This window comes from Limnospira indica PCC 8005 (assembly GCF_000973065.1).
Lineage (GTDB): Bacteria > Cyanobacteriota > Cyanobacteriia > Cyanobacteriales > Microcoleaceae > Limnospira > Limnospira fusiformis.
Window position 1 is genome coordinate 3,375,135 of the sequence record NZ_FO818640.1, and the last position, 26,066, is coordinate 3,401,200.

General features: G+C 44.0%; 24 protein-coding genes. 10 read left to right on the top strand and 14 right to left on the bottom strand.

What is annotated here, in order from left to right; translation table 11 throughout:
- Positions 1–5: 5 nt before the first annotated feature.
- From XZ46_RS14675 to XZ46_RS14695, 5 genes are read right to left on the bottom strand one after another with little or no spacing between them, the layout of a single operon-like run.
- Positions 6–734 carry a Uma2 family endonuclease gene (locus XZ46_RS14675; protein ID WP_048895107.1) on the bottom strand — a complete coding sequence of 243 codons (729 nt, stop codon included), beginning with the start codon at positions 732–734 and terminating at the stop codon, positions 6–8.
- An 18-nt stretch (positions 735–752) separates the two neighbouring features.
- Positions 753–1,544 (bottom strand): Uma2 family endonuclease, encoded by a 792-nt coding sequence (locus XZ46_RS14680; protein WP_048895108.1) that lies wholly within the window; start codon positions 1,542–1,544, stop codon positions 753–755.
- Positions 1,545–1,562: 18 nt separating this feature from the next.
- Positions 1,563–2,417: a Uma2 family endonuclease gene (locus XZ46_RS14685; protein WP_048895109.1), complete on the bottom strand. Its 855-nt coding sequence runs from the start codon at positions 2,415–2,417 to the stop codon at positions 1,563–1,565.
- 18 nt (positions 2,418–2,435) lie between these two features.
- Positions 2,436–3,185, bottom strand: coding sequence for a Uma2 family endonuclease (locus XZ46_RS14690; protein ID WP_048895110.1), 750 nt, complete (start codon positions 3,183–3,185; stop codon positions 2,436–2,438).
- Positions 3,186–3,203: 18 nt separating this feature from the next.
- Positions 3,204–4,076, bottom strand: coding sequence for a Uma2 family endonuclease (locus XZ46_RS14695; protein ID WP_006625122.1), 873 nt, complete (start codon positions 4,074–4,076; stop codon positions 3,204–3,206).
- Positions 4,077–4,479: 403 nt separating this feature from the next.
- On the opposite strand from XZ46_RS14695, the gene XZ46_RS14700 reads away from it, so the two are divergent.
- Both XZ46_RS14700 and XZ46_RS14705 read left to right on the top strand, forming a co-directional pair.
- On the top strand, positions 4,480–5,061 hold the full coding sequence (locus XZ46_RS14700; protein ID WP_008051516.1) for a zinc-ribbon domain-containing protein: 582 nt from the start codon (positions 4,480–4,482) through the stop codon (positions 5,059–5,061).
- 117 nt (positions 5,062–5,178) lie between these two features.
- Positions 5,179–8,313, top strand: a complete 3,135-nt coding sequence (locus XZ46_RS14705; protein WP_006625120.1) for a transglutaminase family protein — start codon at positions 5,179–5,181, stop codon at positions 8,311–8,313.
- 15 nt (positions 8,314–8,328) lie between these two features.
- Here the strand turns inward: XZ46_RS14705 and XZ46_RS14710 are convergent, their stop codons facing one another.
- Both XZ46_RS14710 and XZ46_RS14715 read right to left on the bottom strand, forming a co-directional pair.
- On the bottom strand, positions 8,329–10,740 hold the full coding sequence (locus XZ46_RS14710) for a hypothetical protein (RefSeq protein WP_008051518.1): 2,412 nt from the start codon (positions 10,738–10,740) through the stop codon (positions 8,329–8,331).
- 2 nt (positions 10,741–10,742) lie between these two features.
- On the bottom strand, positions 10,743–11,480 hold the full coding sequence (locus tag XZ46_RS14715; RefSeq protein ID WP_006668793.1) for a polysaccharide deacetylase family protein: 738 nt from the start codon (positions 11,478–11,480) through the stop codon (positions 10,743–10,745).
- A 600-nt stretch (positions 11,481–12,080) separates the two neighbouring features.
- Here XZ46_RS14715 and XZ46_RS14720 point away from each other — a divergent pair.
- The 5 genes from XZ46_RS14720 to XZ46_RS14740 all read left to right on the top strand — a co-directional run bounded on the left by XZ46_RS14720 (position 12,081) and on the right by XZ46_RS14740 (position 16,702).
- On the top strand, positions 12,081–13,874 hold the full coding sequence (locus tag XZ46_RS14720; protein WP_006668792.1) for an NACHT domain-containing protein: 1,794 nt from the start codon (positions 12,081–12,083) through the stop codon (positions 13,872–13,874).
- An 89-nt stretch (positions 13,875–13,963) separates the two neighbouring features.
- Positions 13,964–15,190 (top strand): BaiN/RdsA family NAD(P)/FAD-dependent oxidoreductase, encoded by a 1,227-nt coding sequence (locus XZ46_RS14725; RefSeq protein ID WP_008051522.1) that lies wholly within the window; start codon positions 13,964–13,966, stop codon positions 15,188–15,190.
- A complete protein-coding gene (locus tag XZ46_RS36750) occupies positions 15,145–15,498 on the top strand; it encodes a PspC domain-containing protein (RefSeq protein ID WP_228116346.1) in 354 nt (117 codons plus the stop codon). The genes XZ46_RS14725 and XZ46_RS36750 overlap by 46 nt, the downstream gene beginning before the upstream one ends.
- A 53-nt stretch (positions 15,499–15,551) precedes the next feature.
- Positions 15,552–16,241, top strand: coding sequence for a magnesium protoporphyrin IX methyltransferase (gene bchM / locus XZ46_RS14735; RefSeq protein WP_008051525.1), 690 nt, complete (start codon positions 15,552–15,554; stop codon positions 16,239–16,241).
- Between the two features lie 44 nt (positions 16,242–16,285).
- The gene (locus tag XZ46_RS14740; RefSeq protein ID WP_008051526.1) at positions 16,286–16,702 is read left to right on the top strand and encodes a hypothetical protein; all 417 of its coding nucleotides are present in this window, start codon (positions 16,286–16,288) and stop codon (positions 16,700–16,702) included.
- Positions 16,703–16,786: 84 nt separating this feature from the next.
- Here the strand turns inward: XZ46_RS14740 and XZ46_RS14745 are convergent, their stop codons facing one another.
- Positions 16,787–17,386 carry a hypothetical protein gene (locus XZ46_RS14745; RefSeq protein WP_008051527.1) on the bottom strand — a complete coding sequence of 200 codons (600 nt, stop codon included), beginning with the start codon at positions 17,384–17,386 and terminating at the stop codon, positions 16,787–16,789.
- Between the two features lie 132 nt (positions 17,387–17,518).
- Between XZ46_RS14745 and XZ46_RS14750 the strand changes: the two genes are divergently transcribed.
- Positions 17,519–17,953, top strand: a complete 435-nt coding sequence (locus XZ46_RS14750) for a gamma-glutamylcyclotransferase family protein (RefSeq protein ID WP_006625111.1) — start codon at positions 17,519–17,521, stop codon at positions 17,951–17,953.
- Between the two features lie 7 nt (positions 17,954–17,960).
- On the opposite strand, the gene XZ46_RS14755 is transcribed toward XZ46_RS14750, so the two are convergent.
- From XZ46_RS14755 to XZ46_RS14780, 6 genes are all read right to left on the bottom strand, one after another.
- Complete coding sequence (locus tag XZ46_RS14755; RefSeq protein WP_006625110.1) at positions 17,961–18,506, bottom strand: anti-sigma factor family protein; 546 nt, start codon at positions 18,504–18,506, stop codon at positions 17,961–17,963.
- 164 nt (positions 18,507–18,670) lie between these two features.
- On the bottom strand, positions 18,671–19,330 hold the full coding sequence (locus XZ46_RS14760; RefSeq protein ID WP_396442569.1) for a sigma-70 family RNA polymerase sigma factor: 660 nt from the start codon (positions 19,328–19,330) through the stop codon (positions 18,671–18,673).
- Positions 19,331–19,409: 79 nt separating this feature from the next.
- Positions 19,410–19,871, bottom strand: a complete 462-nt coding sequence (locus XZ46_RS14765; RefSeq protein WP_006625108.1) for a molybdenum cofactor biosynthesis protein MoaE — start codon at positions 19,869–19,871, stop codon at positions 19,410–19,412.
- Positions 19,872–19,913: 42 nt separating this feature from the next.
- The gene (locus XZ46_RS14770) at positions 19,914–20,969 is read right to left on the bottom strand and encodes a polysaccharide deacetylase family protein (RefSeq protein WP_008051529.1); all 1,056 of its coding nucleotides are present in this window, start codon (positions 20,967–20,969) and stop codon (positions 19,914–19,916) included.
- Between the two features lie 175 nt (positions 20,970–21,144).
- Positions 21,145–22,719 carry a bifunctional pantoate--beta-alanine ligase/(d)CMP kinase gene (locus XZ46_RS14775; protein WP_006625106.1) on the bottom strand — a complete coding sequence of 525 codons (1,575 nt, stop codon included), beginning with the start codon at positions 22,717–22,719 and terminating at the stop codon, positions 21,145–21,147.
- A gap of 78 nt (positions 22,720–22,797) precedes the next feature.
- Positions 22,798–23,745 (bottom strand): septal ring lytic transglycosylase RlpA family protein, encoded by a 948-nt coding sequence (locus XZ46_RS14780; protein WP_006625104.1) that lies wholly within the window; start codon positions 23,743–23,745, stop codon positions 22,798–22,800.
- Positions 23,746–24,096: 351 nt separating this feature from the next.
- Here XZ46_RS14780 and purM point away from each other — a divergent pair, with 351 nt between their 5' ends.
- Both purM and menB read left to right on the top strand, forming a co-directional pair.
- Positions 24,097–25,122, top strand: a complete 1,026-nt coding sequence (gene purM, locus XZ46_RS14785) for a phosphoribosylformylglycinamidine cyclo-ligase (protein ID WP_006625103.1) — start codon at positions 24,097–24,099, stop codon at positions 25,120–25,122.
- Between the two features lie 87 nt (positions 25,123–25,209).
- Positions 25,210–26,043 carry a 1,4-dihydroxy-2-naphthoyl-CoA synthase gene (menB, locus tag XZ46_RS14790; protein ID WP_006625102.1) on the top strand — a complete coding sequence of 278 codons (834 nt, stop codon included), beginning with the start codon at positions 25,210–25,212 and terminating at the stop codon, positions 26,041–26,043.
- Positions 26,044–26,066: the final 23 nt, after the last annotated feature.

The following is a 26,066-nucleotide window of genomic DNA, read 5'->3' on the forward strand; positions in this document are numbered from 1 at the left end:
ATTATCTACAACTGTTCGGGGTCAATTCCCAACTCTCGCAGTTTAGCAGCTAGTTGGTCTTTCTGTTGTCGTTCAATGGCTAACTCATTTTGGGCTATGCCTAACTGTCGTTGAGCTTCCGTAGCTGATTCTTCGGGAGTGGGTACTAAAACACCATCAGGACTAAAAAAGCGGAGTTGACGATTTTCTATCCCTAAGAATAGTTGCAGTTGTTCACTCCATAAATGTCCCATATCATTGGGAGTTATTGGTTGATAGGTTCCCTGAATTAACGCAAATCCTTGAAACTCTAAACTCTCCGGGTCAAACCAGAAATATTCCGGAGTGCGAAAAATCTCTTGATAGATTTTCTTTTTCTCCGTGCGGTCAGTCTTAGCTGTGGAACTTGATAATAACTCGACAATGATATTAGGATATTTTCCCCCTTCTTCCCACACTACCCAACTTTTGCGCGATCGCCTTTCAGTATCTAACACCACAAAGAAATCTGGTCCACGAAAATCTGATGATTTTTTCTGATGAGGACTATAATAAATAGTCAGGTTTCCCGCATCAAAATAATCATTTCGGTCTTGCCATAACCAGTCTAGGCATTTAATCAGTAACAAGATTTGTTGTAGGTGTAAATAACTTTCCAATGGCAACTCCTGACTTTCTAAATCTCCCGGAGGAAACTCGATATCTTCCCATTCTGGTGAGGTTTCCAGTGATGCTAACTGTTCCGTAACTGTCATAATTTTTACCTCAATTATCTACAACTGTTCGGGGTCAATTCCCAACTCTCGCAGTTTAGCCGCTAGTTGGTCTTTCTGTTGTCGTTCGATTTCTAATTGATTTTGAGTGGTTACTAACTCATTTTCAACACTTCCTAATTGATTTTGAGTGGTTACTAACTCATTTTGGACGCTACCTAACTGTTGTTGAGCTTCAGTGGCTGATTCTTCCGGAGTTGGTACTAAAACACTATCAGGACTAAAAAAGCGGAGTTGACGATTTTCTATCCCTAAGAATAGTTGCAGTTGTTCACTCCATAAATGTCCCATATCATTGGGAGTTATTGGTTGATAGGTTCCCTGAATTAACGCAAATCCTTGAAACTCTAAACTCTCCGGGTCAAACCAGAAATATTCCGGAGTGCGAAAAATCTCTTGATAGATTTTCTTTTTCTCCGTGCGGTCAGTCTTAGCTGTGGAACTTGATAATAACTCGACAATGATATTAGGATATTTTCCCCCTTCTTCCCACACTACCCAACTTTTGCGCGATCGCCTTTCCGTGTCTAACACCACAAAGAAATCTGGTCCACGAAAATCTGATGATTTTTTCTGATGAGGACTATAATAAATTGTCAAGTTTCCCGCATCAAAATAATCATTTCGGTCTCGCCATAACCAGTCTAAGCATTTAATCAGTAACAAGATTTGTTGTAAGTGTAAATAACTTTCCAATGGCAACTCCTGACTTTCTAAATCTCCGGGTGGAAACTCGATATCTTCCCATTCTGGTGAGGTTTCCAGTGATGCTAACTGTTCCGTAACTGTCATAATTTTTACCTCAATTATCTACAATTGTTCGGGGTCAATTCCCAACTCTCGCAGTTTAGCAGCTAGTTGGTCTTTCTGTTGTCGTTCGATTGCCAACTCATTTTGGACGCTACCTAATTGATTTTGAGTGGTTACTAACTCATTTTCAACACTTCCTAATTGATTTTGAGTAGTTACTAACTCATTTTCAACACTTCCTAATTGATTTTGAGTGGTTACTAACTCATTTTGGACGCTACCTAACTGTTGTTGAGCTTCCGTAGCTGATTCTTCGGGAGTGGGTACTAAAACACCATCAGGACTAAAAAAGCGGAGTTGACGATTTTCTATCCCTAAGAATAGTTGCAGTTGTTCACTCCATAAATGTCCCATATCATTAGGGGTTATCGGTTGATAGGTTCCCTGAATTAACGCAAATCCTTGAAACTCTAAACTCTCCGGGTCAAACCAGAAATATTCGGGAGTACGGAAAATATCTTGATAGATTTTCTTTTTCTCCGTGCGGTCAGTCTTAGCTGTGGAACTTGATAATAACTCGACAATGATATTAGGATATTTTCCCCCTTCTTCCCACACTACCCAACTTTTGCGCGATCGCCTTTCAGTATCTAACACCACAAAGAAATCTGGTCCACGAAAATCTGATGATTTTTTCTGATGAGGACTATAGTAAATTGTCAAGTTTCCCGCATCAAAATAATCATTTCGGTCTCGCCATAACCAGTCTAAGCATTTAATCAGTAACAAGATTTGTTGTAAGTGTAAATAACTTTCCAATGGCAACTCCTGACTTTCTAAATCTCCGGGAGGAAACTCGATATCTTCCCATTCTGGTGAGGTTTCCAGTGATGCTAACTGTTCCGTAACTGTCATAATTTTTACCTCGATTATCTACAACTGTTCGGGGTCAATTCCCAACTCTCGCAGTTTGGCCGCTAGTTGGTTTTTCTGGTGTCGTTCGATTTCCAATTGATTTTGAGTAGTGATTAACTCATTTTGAACACTTCCTAACTGTCGTTGAGCTTCAGTGGCTGATTCTTCGGGGGTTGGTACTAAAACACTATCAGGACTAAAAAAGCGGAGTTGACGATTTTCTATCCCTAAGAATAGTTGCAGTTGTTCACTCCATAAATGTCCCATATTATTGGGAGTTATCGGTTGATAGGTTCCCTGAATTAACGCAAATCCTTGAAACTCTAAACTCTCTGGGTCAAACCAGAAATATTCCGGAGTGCGAAAAATATCTTGATAGATTTTCTTTTTCTCCGTGCGGTCAGTCTTAGCTGTGGAACTTGATAATAACTCGACAATGATATTAGGATATTTTCCCCCTTCTTCCCACACTACCCAACTTTTCCGCGATCGCCTTTCCGTATCTAACACCACAAAGAAATCTGGTCCGCGAAAATCTGATGATTTTTTCTGATGAGGACTATAGTAAATCGTCAGGTTTCCCGCATCAAAATAATCATTGCGGTCTTGCCATAACCAGTCTAGGCATTTAATCAGTAACAAGATTTGTTGTAGGTGTAAATAGGTTTCCAATGGCAACTCCTGACTTTCTAAATCTCCGGGAGGAAACTCGATATCTTCCCATTCTGGTGAGGTTTCCAGTGATGCTAACTGTTCCGTAACTGTCATAATTTTTACCTCAATTATCTACAACTGTTCGGGGTCAATTCCCAACTCTCGCAGTTTAGCCGCTAGTTGGTCTTTCTGTTGTCGTTCGATTTCTAATTGATTTTGAGTGGTTACTAACTCATTTTGGACGCTACCTAATTGATTTTGAGTGATTACTAACTCATTTTCAACACTTCCTAATTGATTTTGAGTAGTGACTAACTCATTTTCAACACTTCCTAATTGATTTTGAGTAGTTACTAACTTATTTTGGACGCTACCTAACTGTTGTTGAGCTTCAGTGGCTGATTCTTCCGGAGTTGGTACTAAAACACCATCAGGACTAAAAAAGCGGAGTTGACGATTTTCTATCCCTAAGAATAGTTGCAGTTGTTCACTCCATAAATGTCCCATATCATTGGGAGTTATCGGTTGATAGGTTCCCTGAATTAACGCAAATCCTTGAAACTCTAAACTCTCTGGGTCAAACCAGAAATATTCGGGAGTGCGAAAAATATCTTGATAGATTTTCTTTTTCTCAGTCCGGTCAGTCTTAGCTGTGGAACTTGATAATAACTCGACAATGATATTAGGATATTTTCCCCCTTCTTCCCACACTACCCAACTTTTCCGCGATCGCCTTTCCGTATCTAACACCACAAAGAAATCTGGTCCGCGAAAATCTGATGATTTTTTCTGATGAGGACTATAGTAAATCGTCAGGTTTCCCGCATCAAAATAATCATTTCGGTCTTGCCATAACCAGTCTAGGCATTTAATCAGTAACAAGATTTGTTGTAGGTGTAAATAACTTTCCAATGGCAACTCCTGACTTTCTAAATCTCCGGGGGGAAACTCAATATCTTGGTCTGGAGTGATTTGAGTGGGTTCTAATTCCTGAGCTATAGTCATAGCTGTCTCCAGTAATGTATTTATAGTATAGTCTATTTTTTGAAAATTATACCATGGGGAGGCGGGAGTTGGGTGTGCCAAACATGATTATTAATGACTAAGTATTTATTCGGGATTTTATGAGTTATTGGTATTAGATTAAAAAGGAGTAATTGTATTGATAAATATATGGAGAGCGATCGCCACAGTAGATTTATCAAATATCGATGACATAACTAGGGGAATTTGATACATAAGTTTATATACTGGATGAGGAGGGCTGCCAAATGTTAAGAACCTGTATAGTCGGCTATCTGTATAGTTTTGGGGAATTTATAATATAAATGTTAAGAAGTAGGATTTGGTGAGGAAACAATTTTACAATATCAGCATTAGATGTTTCTTATGGTAGGAAGAGGCTATTATGCCTTATGTATGCGAGCTAGGCACCGGTCAAAGAGTTTATCTTGATAACCAAGGGTCGCAAACTGTTGTGACGATCGCCAGTGGATCACCCGGACAGCAACAGCAAGCCAGCAATGGGTTCCAGACCGGAACCTGGACTTCCCCCCCCTCCCTGTATCGGACGGGAAATGGGGTAGTGTTGAAAATAGAAACTGCTCAGGGTGAACACTTCGTGCAACTCCAGGGAAGTAGTATGAGTGTCATGGGTCAGACACCCTCCCTCGGAAGCGCCCAGCAGATGTCAGTTCAGCAGGTTTCGAGTACCCCGGCATCTTCGATGCCACCGATGAAACCGATGGAACCGATGAAACCGATGGAACCGATGAAACCGATGGAACCGATGAAACCGATGCAAATGGGGAATATGCAAATGAGTATGAACCCCATGGAAATGCGGATGGGTAACATGGAACTAAAAATGGGTTCTTCTGAGCCATCATCTGCGCCATCATCAGGAAATCGTAAATTCTGTAGTAACTGCGGTGCGACAGTACAACCTGACGATCGCTTCTGCGGAAGCTGTGGTCATCAACTCCATTAATAGCAATGGGCAAAAGGCAAGAGACAAAAGGCAAGAGAGGTAACTTTTTTGTATTGTCTTTTGCCGGCTGAAATTGCGAAATTCCGAACCATATATCCCTCTTGCCCAAATTGAGTTATGTCAGTAAAAGTTAGCCTAAACCATCAGCTTGTCTACCATTTTGAAAAGCCAGTAATTCTAGGTCCTCATACATTAGGATTGCGACCTTCTCCCCACTGTCGCACCCCCATTAATAGCTATTCCCTCAAGATTGAACCTAGTGATTATACGATGACCTGGCAACAGGACCCCTATGGCAATTATTTGGGGAGGCTGAACTTTTTATCAAAAACCGATCGCCTAGGGGTCACAGTAGATATTATTGCGGATTTACACCCGATTAATCCGTTTAACTTCGTCATGGAAAGCTATGCCGAACGCTATCCGTTTATCTACGAAGAACAACTGGGGCGGGAATTAATCCCCTTTTTAGAAATAGATGAATCCAGCCCCATACTCAAAGACTGGGTAGAACAGCACCGGGTCAAAGATATATATACCCCAGAATTTATCATTACCATTAATCAGAAAATTTCTGATTATATTAATTATACAGTCAGATTTGAACCAGGGATTCAAACCTGCGAAGAAACCCTAAAAACTCAAATAGGTTCCTGTCGAGATACAGCATGGTTAATGGTGCAGATTTTGCGGCACTATGGACTCGCTGCCCGTTTCGTATCGGGTTATCTGATTCAACTGAAACCCGATGTTCCCCCATTAGATGGACCCCCAGGACCAGAGGCTGATAATGCAGATTTACACGCTTGGGCGGAAGTATATATTCCCGGCGCTGGTTGGATTGGTTTAGACCCCACCTCTGGTTTTTTAGCAGCAGAAGGTCATATTCCCCTAGTGTGTACCGCCGACCCCCAGGCTGCCTCCCCAGTTCAGGGAACAGCGGAACCTTGCGGGTCAAATTTAGAGTTTGCGGTGACAGTTTCTCGCTACGAAAATCAACCCCGCACCAGTCAACCCTATAGCCCCACTCAATGGGAAACCATAGACCGCCTCGGGGAAGCAGTAGAGGATAAATTGCAAAGTTTGGGAGTAGGTTTAACCATGGGTGGGGAACCTACTTTTGTTTCTATTGATGATTTTGAGTCTCCCCAGTGGCAGGTACAAGCCTTGGGAGAGGAAAAGCGCAGGTTAGCCGGACAGTTATTACACCGCCTAGAAAATAAGTTTTCCAAGGGTGGCGGCTTGCTACATTATGGCATGGGAAAATGGTATCCGGGGGAAATTTTGCCGAGGTGGGCTTTAGGCTGTTATTGGCGAGAAGACGGTAAACCTATTTGGCATAATCGGGCTTTCATGGCGGTAGATGGTGACGATTATGGCTATGGGATTAAACAGGCGGAAATCGTTATTCAAGAATTAGTTAAACATTTAGGAATCGAAAGCGATCGCATTATTCCCACCTATGAATTAGAAACCGAAGAATTAGCCGGTTATGCCTTACCAATTTTACCAGTTGTCGAGTCCGAAGAATTACGCTGGGGTAGCTGTCCTTGGAAATTACCACAGGAGAAATTGATTTTATTAAAAGGTGATTCGCCCTTGGGATTTCGACTGCCATTAAGTAGCATAAGTTGGTCAGAAGAATTGCACCCAGAAGCGCGAGTATCTCTAGATCATAAACCTGCTGTGGTTGGTTCCGAACCCATCAATTTACCAGAAAATTCCGTGCGGGTAGCCATGGCGGTAGAAGCGCGGGATGGCTGTATATATGTTTTCGTTCCTCCCATAACTTCCGCCCGGTGTTTTTTAGATTTAATTACAGCCATTGAAAAAGCCGCCACTGCTGTTAATATTCCCGTGTTAGTTGAAGGATACACCCCCCCTGGAAATGATGGGATTATGGGATTTCAGATTACCCCAGATCCGGGAGTAATTGAAGTCAATATTCACCCCGCCAAAAATTGGTCAGAATTAACCGAAATTACCACCACCTTGTATGAGGAAGCGCGGCTATGTCGGTTGGGAACCGAAAAATATGCCCTAGATGGTCGGCGCATAAGTACCGGAGGCGGCGCACATATCACCATTGGCGGTAAAAGCGTTCAAGATAGCCCCCTATTACGTCGCCCAGATTTATTAAGAAGTTTGATTTCCTATTGGCAAAATCACCCTAGTTTATCCTACTTATTTGCGGGGTTATTTATCGGACCGACTAGCCAATCACCCCGGGTAGATGAAGCCAGACACGAAGGATTATATGAGTTGGAAATCGCCTTTCAAGAGCTAGAAAAGGGGCGAGAAATACCACCCGGATTGGTCGATCGCTTATTGCGAAATCTGCTAATTGATGTCACCGGAAATACTCACCGTTCAGCATTTTGTATTGATAAACTCTACCCATTAGAGAATTATCGCAACCAGTTAGGGCTATTAGAGTTTCGGGCTTTTGCGATGCCTCCCCATGCACAAATGGGGCTATTGCAAATGTTGTTAATTCGTTCCCTAGTAGCTTGGTTTTGGGAACATCCCTATACTAAACCCCTAATTCGTTGGGGAACTACCCTACACGATCGCTTTTTACTGCCCTATTTTATTGAAGAAGATTTAGGCACAGTTTTAAGGGATTTAAACGCGGCGGGTTATCCCTTTAATTTGGCGTGGTTTAAACCATTTGTAGATTTTCGCTTTCCCGTCTATGGAGAAATTACCCGTGATGGGGTGACATTAGAGTTAAGAAATGCCATAGAACCTTGGCACGTTTTAGGAGAAGAAACCGGAAATGGTGGTAACGCTAGATATGTTGATTCTTCCATGGAAAGGCTACAGGTTATGTTACGGGGGGCGATGGGAAATTCTCCCGGTTTAGATGGCTTTTCCCATCGTTATATTGTCACCTGTAATGGCTATGCAGTGCCGTTAAAATCCACCCTTAAACCAGGGGAATATGTGGGCGGGGTCAGGTTCCGGGCGCGACAATATGCGGCTTTATTGCATCCTTCTATTAACCCCCATACTCCCCTATTATTCGATATTGTTGATACTTGGGCTATGCGTTCTATTGGGGGATGTAGTTATTATATCAACCCTCCTAATGGGGTAGTTTATACAACATTTCCCATTAATGAAAGGGAGGCTGAGTCCCGGATGTTAGAAAGGTTTGTAGCCATGGGTCACACTCCCGGAACTTGGGAAATTTCCACCCCCAATTTAAGCCCTGAATACCCTTTAACCTTAGATTTGCGCCGGGTATAAATCCATTAAAGTCGCCTAAAACTGATAAACCGCCCCAACACCTTCTAAGCCGATATTCGTGTCTGGGGCGGCAATTATTAGCCCTGCATTAAAGCTGGCGATCGCACTACCAAAGTTCAACACTCCATCACTGGGAGGAAGTTCGGGGTGTAAATAGGTTTCTAATAATTCCCCGGTGCGTAACTGGAATTTGAACGCCGCCCCAAAATCGAAAGGACCGAAACCGGGAGATCCTACCACAACATTATTGTTGCTGGTGGTGGTTATGAACTCACCAAAGCGATCGCCTGTCCGCAAGTTTTCCGGTGTGTAATTTGCCAAAACTGACCCAGTAATACCATCAATTAAAAACGCCGCCCCAGCATTTATTCCCCGCTGGTCATCACCCGGAGATCCGATGATAATATCCCGTCCAATTCCCGTCCAGGCGACAGCATGACCAAAATTATCTAGTCCTGGGTTAGGGTTACGGAAAGACTGGATTAAATCTCCCGTTACACTATTAAATAAATAAGCCGAACCCGGACGGTTTGACTGACCAATTCCCAAGCTACCCGGTGCGCCAATTAATACCCAGTCTCCCACAGAGGCGATCGCCGCCCCAAAATAATCATCTGGTTGCGGGTTAGGATTATTAAAAATTTGCCGTAATTCTCCGGTTATACCATCAAATAAATAAGCAATTCCCCCTCGCAATTCCGATGTACTATCCCCTGGCGCACCAATTATTATATCATTACCAATAGTCGCCAAACTGTAGCCAAAATAATCAAAAGGTTCTGGGGTGGGATTGAATAATTGAGTTACGGGTAAACCAGTTATCGTATTATAAACATAAACCGCACCAGAAGCAAAGGCGATGCTACTATCTGTGGGCGCACCAATTACCGGGGCTAAACCTAAACTAGCAATAGCAGCGCCAAACTCTGAACTTCCAGCATTAGCAGAAGGGTTCTCAAAGGCTGGTAAAATTTCTCCCGTTGTGCCGTCTAAAACATAAACTAGACCTTGAGAATTATTCCATCCCGGACTACCAATTAAAATCTGATTGTTCACAGTTTCTAAAGCCGCGCCAAACCTAGCAAAAGATTCAGGTATGGGGTTATTAAAGGTTTGGATAGGGTCAGGGGGAGTCTGGTCAGAAATAATGCTTAATGTCGCCACAGTGGGATTAATTAAAGTAGCATTTCCGGTGGCATCTTGTAACGATAATTCTAAGACTTCAGGATAGGTAACAATGGGATTATTAGCGATGGGAATTGATACAGTTTTACCCCCCAATTCTCCATCGGGAAAATTAATCATAATTGGGCTGATATCAACACCCCTGGGAGGTAAAGGAGTTAATAAACTGGGAATCAAAGTTACACTAACTGCACCATCTTCACCACCGGAACGCACCACGGTAATGGGTTGGGTACTCATGCCATTATCCTGTACTTCAAATCTGGTTGATTCAAAGGATAAAACACCCGGAACAAAAAAGTCACTGCGGTTAATATCATTAGGACGGATACCTCGCAATAGGGCTATAATTTCTCCGGTGGGAGTTTCCAGAATGGTATTATTTATATTAGGGTTAGTGTCATCAAGAATAATATTTAGCTGGTCTATGGGAGCATCTCCCAGTAGCAAAATAGTATCTTGTCCGGGGGTAAAATCAAAAATCTGATCAGTGTCAGCAATGGTGGTCCAACCATTACCAGCCTCTAAGACAAAGGTATCATTTCCCGTCCCTCCCACTAGGGTATTACTCCCGGAATTTCCGAATAGTATATTATTACCCTCGTCTGCTAAAATCAGATCGTTTCCCAGTCCCCCATAGATGGTATCATCCCCCTCGCCACCGCTAATAATATCATCACCAGATCCGCCCAAAATCAGATCATTTCCCAGTCCGCCACCAATTTGATCATCATCAGTTCCCCCATATAAGGTATCATTTCCTGGTCCGCCAAAGATGGTATTTTCTCCAGCATCTCCAAAAATTAAATCATTACCTTCTCCACCCCTAAGAATATCAGAACCTTGTCCACCATAAATTAGATTATTTCCCGCATCTCCATCAATAACATCATTTCCCGGTCCCCCAAATATGGTATCATTTCCCGGTCCTCCTGATAGGATATCATTCCCAGCATTTCCAAAGATTAAATCATCACCTTCATTACCCTCGATATAATCATCTCCCTGACCGCCATATAAGGTGTCATTTCCTCCCCCTCCAAATATTTGATCATTCCCCTGGTTTCCATAAATTAGTGCTGGGTCTACTAAACTTCGGACTGTATCATTTCCAGACCCTAGAAATACTCCCAAGGGAAACACCCCTAATTGATTCTCAAAAAAGGTGATATCTACGGGGTTATCATCTCCGACAAGGCGCAGCAAACCAGTAATTGGATCAGTTTCAGGTCTTAATACCATAGTTAATTAGGCGATCGCATTTTATTACTAACAGGGAACAGGGTATCATTTTTTCTTCCCATCCACAACTGATCAATAGTGACAAACTCATATCCTTGTTTTAATAATTTTGGAATCACCTTAGCGCTAGTTTCTGCTACATGACAGCCACCAAAATAGCCATCATGAAGGACAATTATCGAGCCATTTTTAGTCTGTCGCAAAATGCGATCGCTCACCACCTCTACCCCCGGTTCTACCCAATCTTCCGGAACCACAGACCACATCACTGTTCGATAGTTCCAATTATTCAGAAGTTGTAAAGTTTTCCCGGTAAACAATCCATTAGGAGGACGCACATAGATAACTTGATTTTCTGGCAATCCACAAATCTGACAAATCGCCGATTGAGTTCGGTCTAAACTTAACTTTAATTCTCGTTTATTTAACCTAGTAAAAGACTTGTGCTGATAACCATGAATCCCAATCAAATGCCCGCGCTGATGGACTTCTTGAGCAATTTTAGGATATTTTTCGACGAAAATTCCCAACCAAAAAAAACTAGCTTTAATCTGACAATAGTCCAAAACTTGCAATAATTCCAAGGTATATTGAGGATGGGGACCGTCATCTATAGTTAGGGCGATTTGTCGTTGAGATAAATTACCACTCCATAAACAATTAGGAAAACCGAATTTTAACAGAGGGTATAATAACGGATACAAAAAAGCTAGTTGCAGTTTGATGGGAGATTTAGCCATGTTACCAATTTCCTTACTCGTGACCTACCAACAGTTATTGAGTTGATGAACTTAGGCGAAACTCTCACCTTCAGCCAGACCAGTAGACAACACCGACTCTATAGCGTGTAATAGTTTATCCTCCCCATTAACATAGGATTTGCGAAAAATCCGAGTTTGATCTATAATCGTACTTAGACCAATTGTAGCAAAGTCAGCACCCCCGGCTGAAGCACGGGCGCTTCGTGCCCCCCTTTCAGGTAGCTGACCAGCTATAGCCTTAACTGGCTCCGTTCAGAGCAAGAGTTAAAGTTCCTACCCTGGAATGCGTGCTAGTTCCAGGCCCTAGAACCGAATCGTTAAACATCTCTAAGGGGTTAAGGACGTGCGATTTGGATAGTACCGACTCTGAACATTGGCGTTCGCGCAGCGTGCGCGTTAGCGCAAGCGCAAACATTACCCCGCAAGGGAGTCGGAGCCAACCATAGCTCCATGGAGGGGCAACCATACCCCTCCACCCCGCAAGGGGGTGCTGGCGGCGGTCAGCCGCTTGAGTCGGTTTTCCTCTCCGTGATCAATCACGGAGCTTCCAACCCTCCCAGGAGTTTTACGTGATTATCAATGTATTTTGACCAATCATACTGGCGTACACAAATTCTCAAAATTCAACAAGATGATGTAGTAGTTCGTTTGCACAATTCCCTCCACAGTGATCAATTAATTTCACGGGTGGCTAAACCCGAAGCAGAAACTAATGGCAGAATACCCCAATTATCCCTAACATCCTCGTTAAACCCTGCATTTAGGGAACAATGGCGACACCAACTCCCGGAACATATTTTTACCAGAAAAGAAGGCGAAGAACCCCAACAAACAGTCCTAGATATATTTAAAGTATCCCAGCAGAAACTATTAATTTTAGGGAAACCAGGAATAGGAAAAACCACCCTACTTTTGAAATTAGCCAGAGATTTAATTAAAATCGCCGAAGAAGACTCAGATAGTGCTATCCCGATTTTATTTGAATTAGCTACTTTGAACAATCCTAAACAATCTATTGATAGTTGGCTGGTTGAAGATTTAAAAAATCGCTATAATTTACCCAGATTTATTGCCAAAAAATGGCTGAAAAATGGTAAAATACTGCCTCTTATTGATGGATTACAACAAGTACCTTTTGAGAAACTAAGTGAGTTTTTCAATGTTCGAGATGGAGTAGTTTGTTGTCGTGATGACCACTATTTACAATCGGGAAAAACTATTGATTCTTTACAAGGATTAGTGTATTTACAACCATTAACTGATCAGCATATTCATAATTATCTCCACTCTTTAGACGGCGGACATATCTGGGAGGTAATACAAAACGACAAAGGATTGCTCACCTTAGCTAGTATTCCCTTATTCCTGGATTTAATAACTGTGATTGATAGGGAAAATTTATATCCTCAAATAGATAGTTATTTGTTTCATAATAACGATGCTGATCTCAGTCAATTGCAGAGTGATTTATTAGATATCTATATTAGCCAAAGGTTAACTAAAAACCTACCCAACACACCAGATAAATCTCATGGCATTTTGAACCATGAACCCGTCATGGCTAAACGGTATCTGCGATGGTTAGCCAAGCGTATGCAAGCACAAAATCAGTCAGAGTTTGTACTACACCAAATCGGACATAATTTCTTGGGTAATAAACTGTTGGAGTTTATTTATCTGATGATTCTTGTGTTGATTTTTGGCGCGACAATCGGCATTCTTATTGGTACAATACATAATTTTTTATGGGATGTATTTTTTTTATGGGATGTATTTTCATCAGGATTTGTGGGGTTGATTGCTGGCATACTAGCTAATGATTTCAACCCGCATTTCTTAAATTATGGTTGGTCTAAAATTAAGAAGGGGGTAATTTTTGCTATGGTAGGCGGCATAATTACTGCCTTAATTGCTGGGATAATGGGGCAGTTGATTTATGGGTTTATTTATGGATTAATGGCTGTCTTGATTATCCTGGCGCTGTTTCCCTTAACTCAAATGGGTATAACTCATATCAAATATCCGAATCAGCCGATTAATCAAGCGGCCCAAAATAGCCTGGTGATGTTCTGTATAGCCTGTCCAATAGGTATAAATTTATCGATGTTATATCTGTATATAACCGGGGAATATATCACCATATTATCAGCAATAATTCCGGGAATAGCCATAGCCTTAATGTTTAGTTTGTGTTTAGGAGGTGCAACTATAATCGAACACTATAGCCTGCGCTGGTTTCTGTTGGATAAAAAAGTAATACCCTGGAATTATGTGGAGTTTCTTAATCAAGCCTGCGATCGCCAAATTCTCCAAAGAGTAGGGGGAAGATATCGTTTTGTCCACGACCTGCTGCTAGAACATTTGGCGGGATAAGTATTCCTGAATTGTGCCTGATATTTACTCAGCATTTATCTGTGGTATTTATCGGGTACAATTATTAATAAAACTTTGAGAAACAAGACATGATCGAAGTCATTGTAATTGGTGGTGGGGCGGCGGGTTTTTTTGGGGCGATCGCCTGTAAAGAAACCTACCCTAAAACCCATGTTACCCTATTAGAAGCTGGAAAAACTCCCCTAGCCAAAGTTCGTATTTCTGGCGGCGGACGCTGTAACGTTACCCACGCCTGTTTTGACCCTGTGGAGTTTATTCGCAACTATCCCAGGGGTAACAAAGCCTTGCGCGGACCTTTTACTAGGTTTCAAGCTAAACATACCGTAGACTGGTTTACCCAGCGAGGAGTTAAGTTAAAAACCGAGGCTGATGGTCGAATGTTCCCCATAACTGATGATTCGGCAACCATTGTTAATTGCTTATTAAATAGCGCCCAAAATGCGGGAGTCAAAGTCAAAACCGGGGCGGCGGTTGTGGGTATTACTCAACTTGAGCGAGGCTTTCAAGTCTGTTTAAAATCCCAGGAAGTTTACCAATGCGATCGCCTATTACTAGCCACAGGAAGCACTCCCGCCGGCTATAATTTTGCCCAAAAATTAGGACATACTATCATCCCCCCAGTTCCCTCCCTATTCACCTTTAATATAGCCGATAAACCCTTGCAGGAATTAGCCGGAATATCCGTAGATTCAGTGAATCTAAAACTAACCGGAACCCCCTTAACCCAAACCGGACCCCTGTTAATTACTCACTGGGGAATTAGTGGACCCGCCGTCTTAAAATTATCAGCTTGGGGGGCCAGATTTTTGCAGGAATGTCGTTATAAAACCCCGTTAATAATTGATTGGCTACCAGAATTAAATATAGACCAATTGCGAGAAATTATCCTCCAGACTAAATCAGAATTTGGCAAGCGATCGCCATCTTCCCACTGTCCGATTAATTTACCCCGTCGCCTCTGGCAATATCTAATTATGCGAGTAGGAATCCACCCCCAACAACCTTGGGCGGAACTATCTAAAAAACACTTAAATCAACTCATCGAAGAATTAAAACGCAGTCGCCATCAAATCACTGGTAAAGGAGTCTTTAAAGAAGAATTCGTCACCTGTGGCGGAGTCAACCTGAAAGAAATAGACTTTAAGACCATGGGAAGTCGGCGGTGTCCGGGGCTATATTTCGCCGGAGAAATTCTTGATATTGACGGCGTGACAGGAGGCTTCAATTTTCAAAACGCCTGGACAACCGGATGGTTAGCCGGACAGGGGATAGGCGGTTTTCCGAACCCCAATTAATCATGAAGCGATCGGGAATTGTTCCATCAGAAATTGAAGTGATCACTGTCAACCAAAACGATCGCCCATTAGAGGAGGACACCATGAAAAAATTATACCGCAGCCGTGAACATTGCCAAATCGCCGGAGTAGCCGGAGGAGTCGCCCAATACTTCAATGTTGACCCCTTGCTAGTGAGACTCACCTTTATTATTTTAGGCCTATCCGCCGCCCCCGGCATTATCATCTATGCCATACTGTGGGTGTTAGTCCCCAAGGAACCCACCCTTCTTGAGGAATTTGAGGATAGCAAAACCTCCAAATTGTAACCCCTAAATGGTAGAATCAAGGGTTGGACACCCTTTTCACAGCAGGCAGTTTCATGAGTGTGGTAGACGATAAAACCGTTGTTCGGCAGTATTTTAATTCAACGGGCTTCGATCGCTGGCAAAGAATTTATGGTAACGGCGAAGTCAACCGGGTACAGCGGGATATCCGCGACGGACACCAGCAAACCGTCGATCGCGTCCTAGAATGGCTGCAAGCTGATGGAAACCTAGGCGGCTTAATGGTATGTGATGCAGGCTGTGGAGTCGGAAGCCTCAGCATACCCTTGGGAGACGCAGGGGCGATCGTTTCCGCCAGCGACATTTCCGAAAAAATGGTCGCCGAAGCATCCCAACGCGCCAGAAACCAACTAATCACCCGCGCCAGTAATATCAACTTTATGGCGCAAGACCTAGAAAAATTAACAGGTCGCTATCACACCGTAATTTGCTTAGATGTGTTAATTCACTATCCCCAAAACCAAGCAGCAGAGATGATATCTCATCTATGTTCCCTCGCCGAAAACAGGATCATTCTGAGTTTCGCCCCCAAAACCTTAGCCCTGAGTATACTTAAAAAAATTGGCGAATTTTTCCCTGGACCCAGCAAAACCACCCGCGCCTATCAACACCGGGAGGCAGATATCATCAAAATTCTCTCAGATAACGGCTTTACCGTTAGCCGAGAATCGATGATTTCTACCAGGTTTTATTTCTCACGGTTGTTAGAAGCCATACGCTGTTGATATTATTAATTTAGCCTCAATAAGGAAGTCAGGGGGATGAAACCATGCAGATATTTAAGCTGATAGTCGCCAGTTTCTTGATTCCCCTGGGGTTGATATTCTGGTTATCCGCTGCTACCGAATTAATTAGCCCCACCAACATATCAGATAATCCCTGGGGGAAAGTGGCGGGGGGGTTGATTTTGGGCAGCATTCCCCTGTTTATGGGGGGGTGGTTTATGTGGGAATGGTATCGCGAAAGACGCAGGGAACTCTACCGCCGCCAAAGATATAAGCGATCGGTATTTCTGCACCTAATTCGAGATCATAGAGGCTTAGTAACGGTTTCTAGCCTAGCCCAAGCCGCCAATATATCTCCCCAGGAAGCTAAAGAATTTTTAGACAGGGCGGTAGCTAAATATCACGGCGATTCCCCGCAATTAATAGACAGTGAATATTATTATTTTTTTCAGATTGATTAATCACTGCCAAATCTACCCATTTAAACCAACCTGAGAGACAAGTTAAACCTTGTCTCTTTTCGGTTCATTATGGCTATTTACGGGTTAGTTTTTTACCTCAGAAAACTCTAACACCCGTCCATCCCAATCCTTCACCAAAAAATTTAGAGGTCTTTCACTGCGGATTTTAAACTTGAGGGCTTGGGTTTGTACCCGCATCAAAATTTGGTCTAAACAATCGCGATCGAAACAAACATGGCGATGGCGATTTTTTGGACCATAACTAGCACCACTGATAATATGAAGTTGTGTATTTTTCATCAACTGATACCACAAGCCATCAGAAGCCCCTAAATCTTGGTTATTAGCAGTTGATATGTTAGTGGAAAGGTACAAAGGATCGATGCCAGTAGCTCCCCAAGTTTGCTCATAATTATAGTAGTAGTGTAGGGGAACATCAGCCACTGGCAAATTTAGCAACCCCTCATAAAACTGTCTGGCCATATTTAAGTCAGTGACCATAATGGTATGAACCTTGGGGGCGCTAGTCAGGAACATCCACATAGCGACAGCATAAGCGGCCAGTAGCATCACCATTACCCCTTGAGTTGAGAAAATGCTGTCGAGGCCCAATTCGGGTAAAAAAGCACCTAGGGGCAGTGGATGCGGTAGGAAATTTTCTATAATGCTAGTGGCTAAAACCATGAACGATAATAGAACATAAAGAACTGAACTGGATAGCTGTAGCTATGAAAGGTTGCGGGTGCAACATAACTGATAACGCTTTCAGGCCTATTCCAGATTTAGTGATTATCTTAACAAACATTTTGGCAGGCGATGAAACCCACAGTCACCGAAAACGATCGCATAAATGATCTCATCCATGTATTTGTCTACGGGAGTCTCAAACCCGGCGAGTTCAATTACAACCGTTACTGTCTCGGACGCACCATAGAGGAATTACCAGCGTGCGCCCTAGGTGAATTATATTCCCTCTCCCTAGGTTATCCAGCCATGACCACAGGGACGCGCTGGGTATCTGGAGTTATCCTATCCTTCACAGACCCCAGCCTTCTCGCCGACCTCGATCGCCTGGAAGACTACCAAAGCGATCGCCCACCGGAGCAAAACCAATATCAACGCCGCCGCATTCTCACCTACACCCCAGATCTAAAACCTCTGCGTGAGACCTGGGCTTATTTCATGTATCCCCAAGTAGTTAGCTCCTTTCAGGGAGTCTTGATTCCCTGTGGCGACTGGAAACCCAGCTAGAATTAACCTAGGGGTGAGCTATGGGACCTTTAGGAATCACAATCAGCGGTTGATCTATGGTCAAACTAACCGCCTCTGGATTTACAATGGGTAGCAAAGGCTCATTCAGAGCAATTTGTAGTGGTTCCGACTCCACCCGGTTCAACTGAGCAAAGAGAGTACCACCCCCACCAGTGGGAGCCCAACTCGCTAAAACCGCCAAAAACAGAGCGGCGATCGCACCCCCACCACTGACCACCATCAAATTATTCCGGCGTTCAACCTGGTTGAACACAGCACCAGCCAACTGTTGGGCGGATTCAGTATTTTTCGGCCCCGGCATTGAGTGCCAACGCGATCGCAGTTGCATCATTTGCAAATAAGCCGCCTTATATTGGCGATCAATATCCAACCGCTGCTGAACCTGGCGGCGTTCTGCTGGTGTCGCCTCACCATCAATATAGGCTGAAAGTAGCTCATAATACATTGGTTCATCCCAAGTCCCTTCTCCCTGGGACTCAGGATGCCAATTCGGATTTAAATTTCCTAAGCGATCGTCATGGTTAGACTTCATTGGGACACCCCCCTAAAACGCAAGCAGAAATCGAAACCAACGGTCCAACCTTTTTGAATTTAATCGGGGAGAAAATGTAGAGCCACAAAAATCAACAGACCGCCGGTTTCTGACCATTAACTTCCTATTATATTCCCTCCAAACGGAATTAGTCATCATCTCAACTAATCATTTAGATAAGGTTGTAGTTGAGATTGTAACCGCTGACGCGCCCTAGCAATACGAGACTTAACAGTTCCTAAAGAAACTCCGGTGATTTCGGCAATTTCCTCATAAGCTAGGCCTTGAATTTCCCGCAGCACAATAGTAGTGCGGAACACCTCGGGCAAATCAGCGATCGCCTCTTGTAGATGATCATAAAACTCTCTAGTCGCTAAATCCTCATCAGGACCCGGACGATCTGCTGGCAATTCCCATTCCATCTCCCCATCATCAACAGTACGAGGAGCATCGAGAGACAAAGCCGGTCTCACCCGTTTCCGTTTCCGCAGTTCATCATAAAATAAATTAGTCGCAATCCTGCTCAACCACCCTTGAAACTTAGCAGGTTCCTGTAGTCGCTTAATATTGCGGTAAACTCGAATCCATATTTCTTGGGCCAAATCCGCCCGATCTTGCCAATCAGGCGCTAGGTGAAACAGAATCTTATCCACATGGGACTGATAGCGGCGTAATAGTTCTGTAAAGGCAAGACGGTCTGGTTGCAAGCCTTCCTGACATCGTAGAACTAGATCATAGTTCGACAGCTTTTCAGGAGATAATTTAACTTCGGGAGCGGTTGCCGACCCGGAAGACCAGGATAGGGGTACAAATTGACTGATCATGGTTTCAAATTTGCGTATTGAGGCAGGCTGTTGATGTTTGACGCGACATGAACGGATTAAGTTCCTAATGTTCATCTGGTTAGCAGGTAGCTTCACATAAGCCAATACTAACCCAACTACTAGATCCGTCAACCCAATGTTCCTTTTTCCAAATCGGGGCATTATGCTTTAGGGTATCAATGGCATACTGGCAAGCCTCAAAAGCCTCTCGGCGGTGAGGACAACCCACGGCCACCAATACACTAATATCCCCAATTTGTAGATGTCCGATCCGGTGTTGTATAACCACCCGCGTTACATCAGGCCATTGAGTTTTAATCTGTTCGGCAATTTCCTGGAACACCCGCAGCGCCATGGGCTGATAGGCTTGATATTCCAAGGACTTAACCGGTTTGCCGTCCGTTTGATTGCGAACCATGCCACTCATTACCACGATCGCACCATTGGCCGGATCGTCCACCAGATTATAAACATCTTCCAGGGACAACTGCCCTAGGGAAATGGCAAAATCTGACTGAGTTGGTAAAGAATACAGGTTCATTGTTTAATTATTTCCATCTTCGGCAATGTTAATCAGGATCTTCTAATAAGGTAAAGGGGATTGATACATCGGCATTTCGTCACTCTCCGACATTTCTCGAGCCTTTTGTTCCTGGCTGGCGATATCTTCATCACTCATATACTCATCCGCAATTTCCAACAGTTCCGGTATTGTTACAAACTCATAACCCTGCCGTTTCAATTCCGCAATAATTCTGGGGAGAGCCGCTACGGTAGGCGCACGGTTCCCGCCTCCATCGTGCATCAGTACAATGCCACCGGGTTTGGCTTGAGTTAAAACATTACGAGCGATCGCATCTGTACCCGATCGCCAATCCGCTGAGTCCACAGACCACATAATATTAGCTTGATTTTGGCTATGAACATACTCAACCAAACCATTAGTCATTACCCCCCCCGGCGGTCGAAATAGAGCCGTTTTAGTTCCTGTCACCTCCTCAATTAAATCCCCTGTACTATTAATCTCCTTCGCTGCTTCCGCCTGACTTACTTTATGGTAACGGTGGTTCCAGGTATGATTAGCTAACGCATGACCTTCATCTGCTACTTTTTTGGCAATCTCCTTGTTATTATTCAAAGCCGCCCCAATTAAGAAAAAAGTCGCCTTAATATTATTTTTTCTGAGAATATCTAAAACCTGTTCCGTCGTTCGCGGCCAAGGACCATCATCAAAAGTCAGAGCAATAACTTTCCGTTCGGGTGGCAAATTAACCTCTTTTATAGTAGTTCCTTGGAATCGTTGAGGAACCGAAAAAGTAAAGCGTTCATTTTCTAACTCGTTCAAGGCGCTTTGTGTTGATTGTAACCTTTGAGTTAGAGCCAGTTTGACCCCAGGTATTCCTAAATTAGGGACAGGTAGCTGTCTTGAATTATTAGAGTTTTCTACCTCTCCTTGTGTCTGTCTCTCAGCCGCTACTTGCTGACTTATTGGCGGCTGATATGTAACTCTCGCTTCCCGGTCTATATGTAAAGTCCAAGGTAAAGCTACACCCATCACAAAACTACTTAATGCTGCCAATATTGCCAGAGTTAAAACTCTTTGTTGGCGACGATATACTCTGTAGTAAGGCTGAACCACGTCATATCTCCTTCACACCAATTAAATTTTCTGTTAATTTTCACTAGGTAGTTATTATTGGGGAAATTGATCTACAATTACCCTAGGTTACTACAGATTACGCTAATCCCAGCAGATTCACCGGAATTTTAGATAAGTTCAATCCCTGAGACAGTAGCTCTATCTCGGCTCTCCCTTAAACCCCATTACTGGAGCCAGGAGCATCATCATTTTTCAGATGTTCTGTATATAACCTAACAATTTCATTAGTAACTTGCTCAATACTTAGTCCATCGGTACTAAGTTCGATCGCATCAACTGCCTTTCGCAGTGGAGCAATAGTTCGGTTACTATCCAATTCATCCCGTCGGATAATGTCCTGTTTAATCTCTTCTAAACTGGTATTTAAATCACCCTTTTGTTGTAATTCCAGATAGCGACGCTTGGCTCGTTCTTCCACAGAAGCAGTCAGAAAAATTTTCAACTCAGCATCGGGGAAAACATGAGTGCCAATATCGCGTCCTTCCGCCACCAAACCGCCCCGACGACCTAACTGCTGTTGTTGTTTAACAAGACCACGACGGACTGCCACCTGAGCAGCGATCGCCGATACATTGCGGGTAACTTCCTGGGTACGGATCGCCTCAGTCACATCAGACCCATCTATCAAAACCCTAATTTGATCTTGATCAGGAATCAACTCAATCCGTGAACCACTAACCAACTGAGCGATCGCCGGTTCATCATCCACAGATATTTGAGACTGAAGCACCTTCCAGGTAATAGCGCGATACATCGCTCCGGTATCAAGGTACATCAAATTTAAAAGTTGTGCAATATGACGGGTAACAGTAGACTTACCCGCTCCGGCCGGGCCATCGATCGCCACAATAGGCTGGCGAGTATTGAGCATAATATTATCAATCAAACGAGTATTTCCCACAGAGGCGGCGATCGCCAAAAGTCCTATTTCCTCAACAGTTTCCAATTGAACTAAAGTATCTGGCGCAACCAGTTCCAAATATTCTAGCTTCACGCCCGGCACTCTCGCCAGAATTTCCTGCGCCGCCTGTAGCAGACCCGCACGCGATCGCACTCCCTCACCGCATCGCCGCCCCGCCGCCTGCAAAGCCTTATATAAAACTGTAGCTTGCTGTTTCTGTTCCCGTGTCAAATACTGATTACGGGAACTATAAGCCAGTCCCGAAGCCTCTCGAATAATCGGACAGGCCACAATCTCAATCGGCCAATTCAAATCCGCCACCATGCGCCTAATTACCGCCACTTGTTGAGCATCTTTCTGACCAAAATAGGCGCGGTTGGGTTGAATTAAATTAAACAATTTAGCCACAATAGTTGTCACCCCCTGAAAATGTCCCGGACGGGATGCACCACACAGCCGGGACGTGAGCGAGTCAGGGACAATCACACAAGTTTGTTGAGATAAGCCAGTTTCTGTGTTTCCCGTCTCCTCAGAGCCATAAATCTCCTCAACCGACGGAGCAAATACCACATCAACCCCATTTTCCCGACCAAGTGCTAAATCCGCCTCCAAATTACGGGGGTACTTTTGGAAATCTTCCCTAGGTCCAAATTGTAGGGGGTTAACAAAGATGCTAACCACCACTAGATCAGAGCCATTACGAGCCTGACGAATTAAGCTCAAATGTCCTGAATGTAAACCCCCCATAGTGGGGACTAAACCTATTTGCCGATTATGGCAGGCTTGGGAATACGATCGCCAAGCCGCAACAGTTGTAAACAGGCGCATAAAAGTAGTTGTGGGTGCAATAATTGCACCCTAATATCAATCATTCCCTTCATTGTATAGGGAACAGCACCATCCACCTTAATTAGCTGGCGTGATCACCTCCACCGTTACCGGAGCCACCCCACTGCTAATCATACCGATCGCCTGTGCTGCTCCAGCAGACAAGTCAATAATCCGACCTCCGATAAATGGGCCTCGGTCATTAATTCTCACCACCACAGAACGACCGTTATGCTGATTGGTAACACGGACTTCTGTACCAAAAGGTAAATAACGGTGAGCCGCAGTCATAGCATATTGGTTGTAGCGTTCACCATTAGCCGTGCGGTTCCCATGAAAACCAGGACCATACCAAGAAGCCCAACCCTGGAGACGATTAGCCACAGAACGCACAGCTACTGTAGTCACTTCCGGCTCTGGTCTTCCTTCAATGTCGCTGAGGGGTGGCGCATTACCTACCTGTCTCCGCAGGCGGTTAGTAGCTTGTAGTGCATCTGTAGCCAGATCACGGGTATTGTCGGGGAGGATAGTATTACCATCAATGGCTACTAATTTTTCCTCACCTACTTGGATCACATAATTTTTTTCCTGATCATTCCATCGGACTCTGATGGTATCTGCATCAATATTGTCTCGACTGATCTGATTAATTTTGACCGCGACATTATTGGCTCTAGCGACTGGATCGCTGGCTTGTGTGGGGTAAGCCACTATTAAATTACCAGTTGAACTCTCAGCTACATTGACAGATTGATAGTTGATGGGGCGGGCTGTCGTTTCTGAGGGGTTTTGAACAAAGGTGAGAACGGGGATATTACGAACGAAGAGGGTTGCAGCTTGTTTGTCGTCTAATTCATGGGTTTCAATTTGGGTGATGTTCCCCTGTGATCTGGCTAATTGCTCAACATGGCTTCTCCCATCACTTTCTGGACATAAAAGGCGATCGCATTCAATTTCAGCATAAGCTGGCGCGCAAACTGATAGAACCAGTAAAGAAACTAGACCACTCCAAGGTTTTGCGTTCATAAATCTCTTAGATGAAACAACCACGTTTGAACTGAAATTCACTTAAACCCTACATGGGAGCCTATTACAGCACCATAGTCATGGGTACTCAATTTCCTGTTCGCTTGGGTTGAAGGAACTGCAACACACTAGCACGAACTTTTCTATTTGGGGAGCTAGTCTGGGGGCATAGTTTGCCGTCGGACTGACAAACTGGACAGTTTGGTTCCGGCTCAAATTCCCGGTCATCAAGACTTGGGGTAATTTCTACTGACGCAATACTAAGTGGTTCCAAAAAGTATTAAAGTTTCTTATAAGCCTTATAGGAGAGTTCGCGGGCCAAGCCTGAACACAAAAAAACAACAATCAATTATGGATTATCGAGAAGCTGGTGTTGATGTGGTAGCGGGTCGGGATTTTGTTAACCGTATCCGCGATCTGGTACAGGGAACTTATCGCCCAGAAGTATTGGGTGGTTTAGGGGGTTTTGGCGGCTGCTTGGAGTTACCCACAGGCTACCGTCAACCCGTCCTGGTATCTGGTACTGATGGTGTCGGTACTAAGCTAAAGATCGCTCATGCTGTTGACCGCCACGATACTATCGGTATTGATTTGGTGGCTATGTGTGTTAATGATGTGTTGACCTGTGGTGCGGAACCTCTGTTTTTTCTCGATTATCTGGCTACCGGAAAACTAGAACCAGAACAATTAACCCAGGTGATCACCGGAATAGCTACCGGTTGTCAACAAGCTGGATGTGCTTTACTGGGGGGAGAAACGGCCGAGATGCCGGGATTCTATCACCCAGGTGAGTATGACGTGGCTGGGTTTTGTGTCGGTATTGTCGAAAAGCAACAGTTACTTGATGGTAGTCAGGTGAAAATCGCAGATGTGGCGATCGCTTTAGCTAGTAGTGGTCTCCATAGTAATGGCTTTAGTCTCGTTCGTAAGATTATCGCCGATCGCCAAATTGATTGGAATGACCGCCCTACTCAATTTGAGGGTCAAACTGTTGGCCAGGTCTGTTTGACTCCTACTCGCATTTATGTCAAACCTATTCTGAATGCTATTGCTAAGGGTTTACCCATTCATGGTATGGCTCATATTACTGGCGGAGGACTACCGGAAAATTTGCCCCGAGCTATTCCGGAAAATGCTGCTATTCGCATGATTCCCCACAGTTGGCCGATTCCTCCCATTTTTACCTGGTTGGCGGAATTGGGAGATGTTCCCCAAAGTGCTATGTGGGAAACTTTTAATATGGGTATTGGTTTTGTCGTTTTTGTCCCACCCGATCACGCCTCAGAGGCGATCGCATTCTTTCAATCACACCATATCCCTAGTTATACCGTCGGGGAGGTCGTCCCTGGAAATCGAGAATTAATTGGTTTGGAATAGCAACAGGAGAAGTTTTGGCTAAAAAAAAGCTCCTTTGAGATACAATGATATTTCGCCATCAAATACCAAAGCGACCTTAGCAAAGCAATGTCCATTCAATGGCAGACCGCTAAAACTTACCAAGATATTCTTTATTGTAAGGCGGACGGAATCGCCAAAATTACCATTAACCGCCCGGATAAGCGCAATGCTTTTCGCCCGAAAACGGTATTTGAACTGTATGATGCTTTTACAGATGCCAGGGAAGATCAGGCGATCGGTGTGGTTCTGTTTACCGGGGCTGGTCCCCATACAGATGGCAAATATGCCTTTTGTTCCGGCGGCGATCAGACTGTGCGCGGAGAAGCTGGTTATATTGATGATATCGGTGTCCCCCGTCTCAATGTTCTCGACCTCCAACGCCTAATTAGATCAATGCCTAAAGTCGTTATCGCCCTGGTAGCAGGTTATGCGATCGGCGGTGGTCATGTTCTCCATCTCATTTGTGATTTAACTATAGCCGCCGATAACGCTATTTTTGGTCAAACTGGGCCGAAAGTTGGCAGTTTTGACGGCGGCTTTGGGGCGAGTTATATGGCTCGTGTTGTCGGTCAGAAAAAAGCGCGGGAAATTTGGTTTCTCTGTCGGCAGTATAATGCCCAACAAGCCTTAGATATGGGTTTAGTTAACTGTGTCGTTCCCGTTGATCAGCTTGAGGCTGAAGGGGTCACATGGGCGTTGGAGATTTTGGAAAAAAGCCCGATCGCTATTCGCTGTTTGAAATCCGCTTTCAATGCTGACTGTGATGGTCAGGCGGGGTTACAGGAGTTGGCAGGGAATGCCACTTTGTTGTATTATATGACTGAGGAAGGAGCCGAGGGAAAACAGGCGTTTTTGGAAAAACGAAAACCAGATTTTCGTCAGTATCCATGGCTTCCTTGACCGCTTTCGCGCTAAACAGCGAT

Excerpts from the sequence above, each read along its gene's own strand:
- XZ46_RS14675 (WP_048895107.1), bottom strand. The coding sequence starts at position 734 with ATGACAGTTACGGAACAGTTAGCATCACTGGAAACCTCACCAGAATGG.
- XZ46_RS14680 (WP_048895108.1), bottom strand. The coding sequence starts at position 1,544 with ATGACAGTTACGGAACAGTTAGCATCACTGGAAACCTCACCAGAATGG.
- XZ46_RS14685 (WP_048895109.1), bottom strand. The coding sequence starts at position 2,417 with ATGACAGTTACGGAACAGTTAGCATCACTGGAAACCTCACCAGAATGG.
- XZ46_RS14690 (WP_048895110.1), bottom strand. The coding sequence starts at position 3,185 with ATGACAGTTACGGAACAGTTAGCATCACTGGAAACCTCACCAGAATGG.
- XZ46_RS14695 (WP_006625122.1), bottom strand. The coding sequence starts at position 4,076 with ATGACTATAGCTCAGGAATTAGAACCCACTCAAATCACTCCAGACCAA.
- XZ46_RS14700 (WP_008051516.1), top strand. The coding sequence starts at position 4,480 with ATGCCTTATGTATGCGAGCTAGGCACCGGTCAAAGAGTTTATCTTGAT.
- XZ46_RS14705 (WP_006625120.1), top strand. The coding sequence starts at position 5,179 with ATGTCAGTAAAAGTTAGCCTAAACCATCAGCTTGTCTACCATTTTGAA.
- XZ46_RS14710 (WP_008051518.1), bottom strand. The coding sequence starts at position 10,740 with ATGGTATTAAGACCTGAAACTGATCCAATTACTGGTTTGCTGCGCCTT.
- XZ46_RS14715 (WP_006668793.1), bottom strand. The coding sequence starts at position 11,480 with ATGGCTAAATCTCCCATCAAACTGCAACTAGCTTTTTTGTATCCGTTA.
- XZ46_RS14720 (WP_006668792.1), top strand. The coding sequence starts at position 12,081 with ATGTATTTTGACCAATCATACTGGCGTACACAAATTCTCAAAATTCAA.
- XZ46_RS14725 (WP_008051522.1), top strand. The coding sequence starts at position 13,964 with ATGATCGAAGTCATTGTAATTGGTGGTGGGGCGGCGGGTTTTTTTGGG.
- XZ46_RS36750 (WP_228116346.1), top strand. The coding sequence starts at position 15,145 with ATGGTTAGCCGGACAGGGGATAGGCGGTTTTCCGAACCCCAATTAATC.
- bchM (WP_008051525.1), top strand. The coding sequence starts at position 15,552 with ATGAGTGTGGTAGACGATAAAACCGTTGTTCGGCAGTATTTTAATTCA.
- XZ46_RS14740 (WP_008051526.1), top strand. The coding sequence starts at position 16,286 with ATGCAGATATTTAAGCTGATAGTCGCCAGTTTCTTGATTCCCCTGGGG.
- XZ46_RS14745 (WP_008051527.1), bottom strand. The coding sequence starts at position 17,386 with ATGGTTTTAGCCACTAGCATTATAGAAAATTTCCTACCGCATCCACTG.
- XZ46_RS14750 (WP_006625111.1), top strand. The coding sequence starts at position 17,519 with ATGAAACCCACAGTCACCGAAAACGATCGCATAAATGATCTCATCCAT.
- XZ46_RS14755 (WP_006625110.1), bottom strand. The coding sequence starts at position 18,506 with ATGAAGTCTAACCATGACGATCGCTTAGGAAATTTAAATCCGAATTGG.
- XZ46_RS14760 (WP_396442569.1), bottom strand. The coding sequence starts at position 19,330 with ATGATCAGTCAATTTGTACCCCTATCCTGGTCTTCCGGGTCGGCAACC.
- XZ46_RS14765 (WP_006625108.1), bottom strand. The coding sequence starts at position 19,871 with ATGAACCTGTATTCTTTACCAACTCAGTCAGATTTTGCCATTTCCCTA.
- XZ46_RS14775 (WP_006625106.1), bottom strand. The coding sequence starts at position 22,719 with ATGCGCCTGTTTACAACTGTTGCGGCTTGGCGATCGTATTCCCAAGCC.
- XZ46_RS14780 (WP_006625104.1), bottom strand. The coding sequence starts at position 23,745 with ATGAACGCAAAACCTTGGAGTGGTCTAGTTTCTTTACTGGTTCTATCA.
- purM (WP_006625103.1), top strand. The coding sequence starts at position 24,097 with ATGGATTATCGAGAAGCTGGTGTTGATGTGGTAGCGGGTCGGGATTTT.
- menB (WP_006625102.1), top strand. The coding sequence starts at position 25,210 with ATGTCCATTCAATGGCAGACCGCTAAAACTTACCAAGATATTCTTTAT.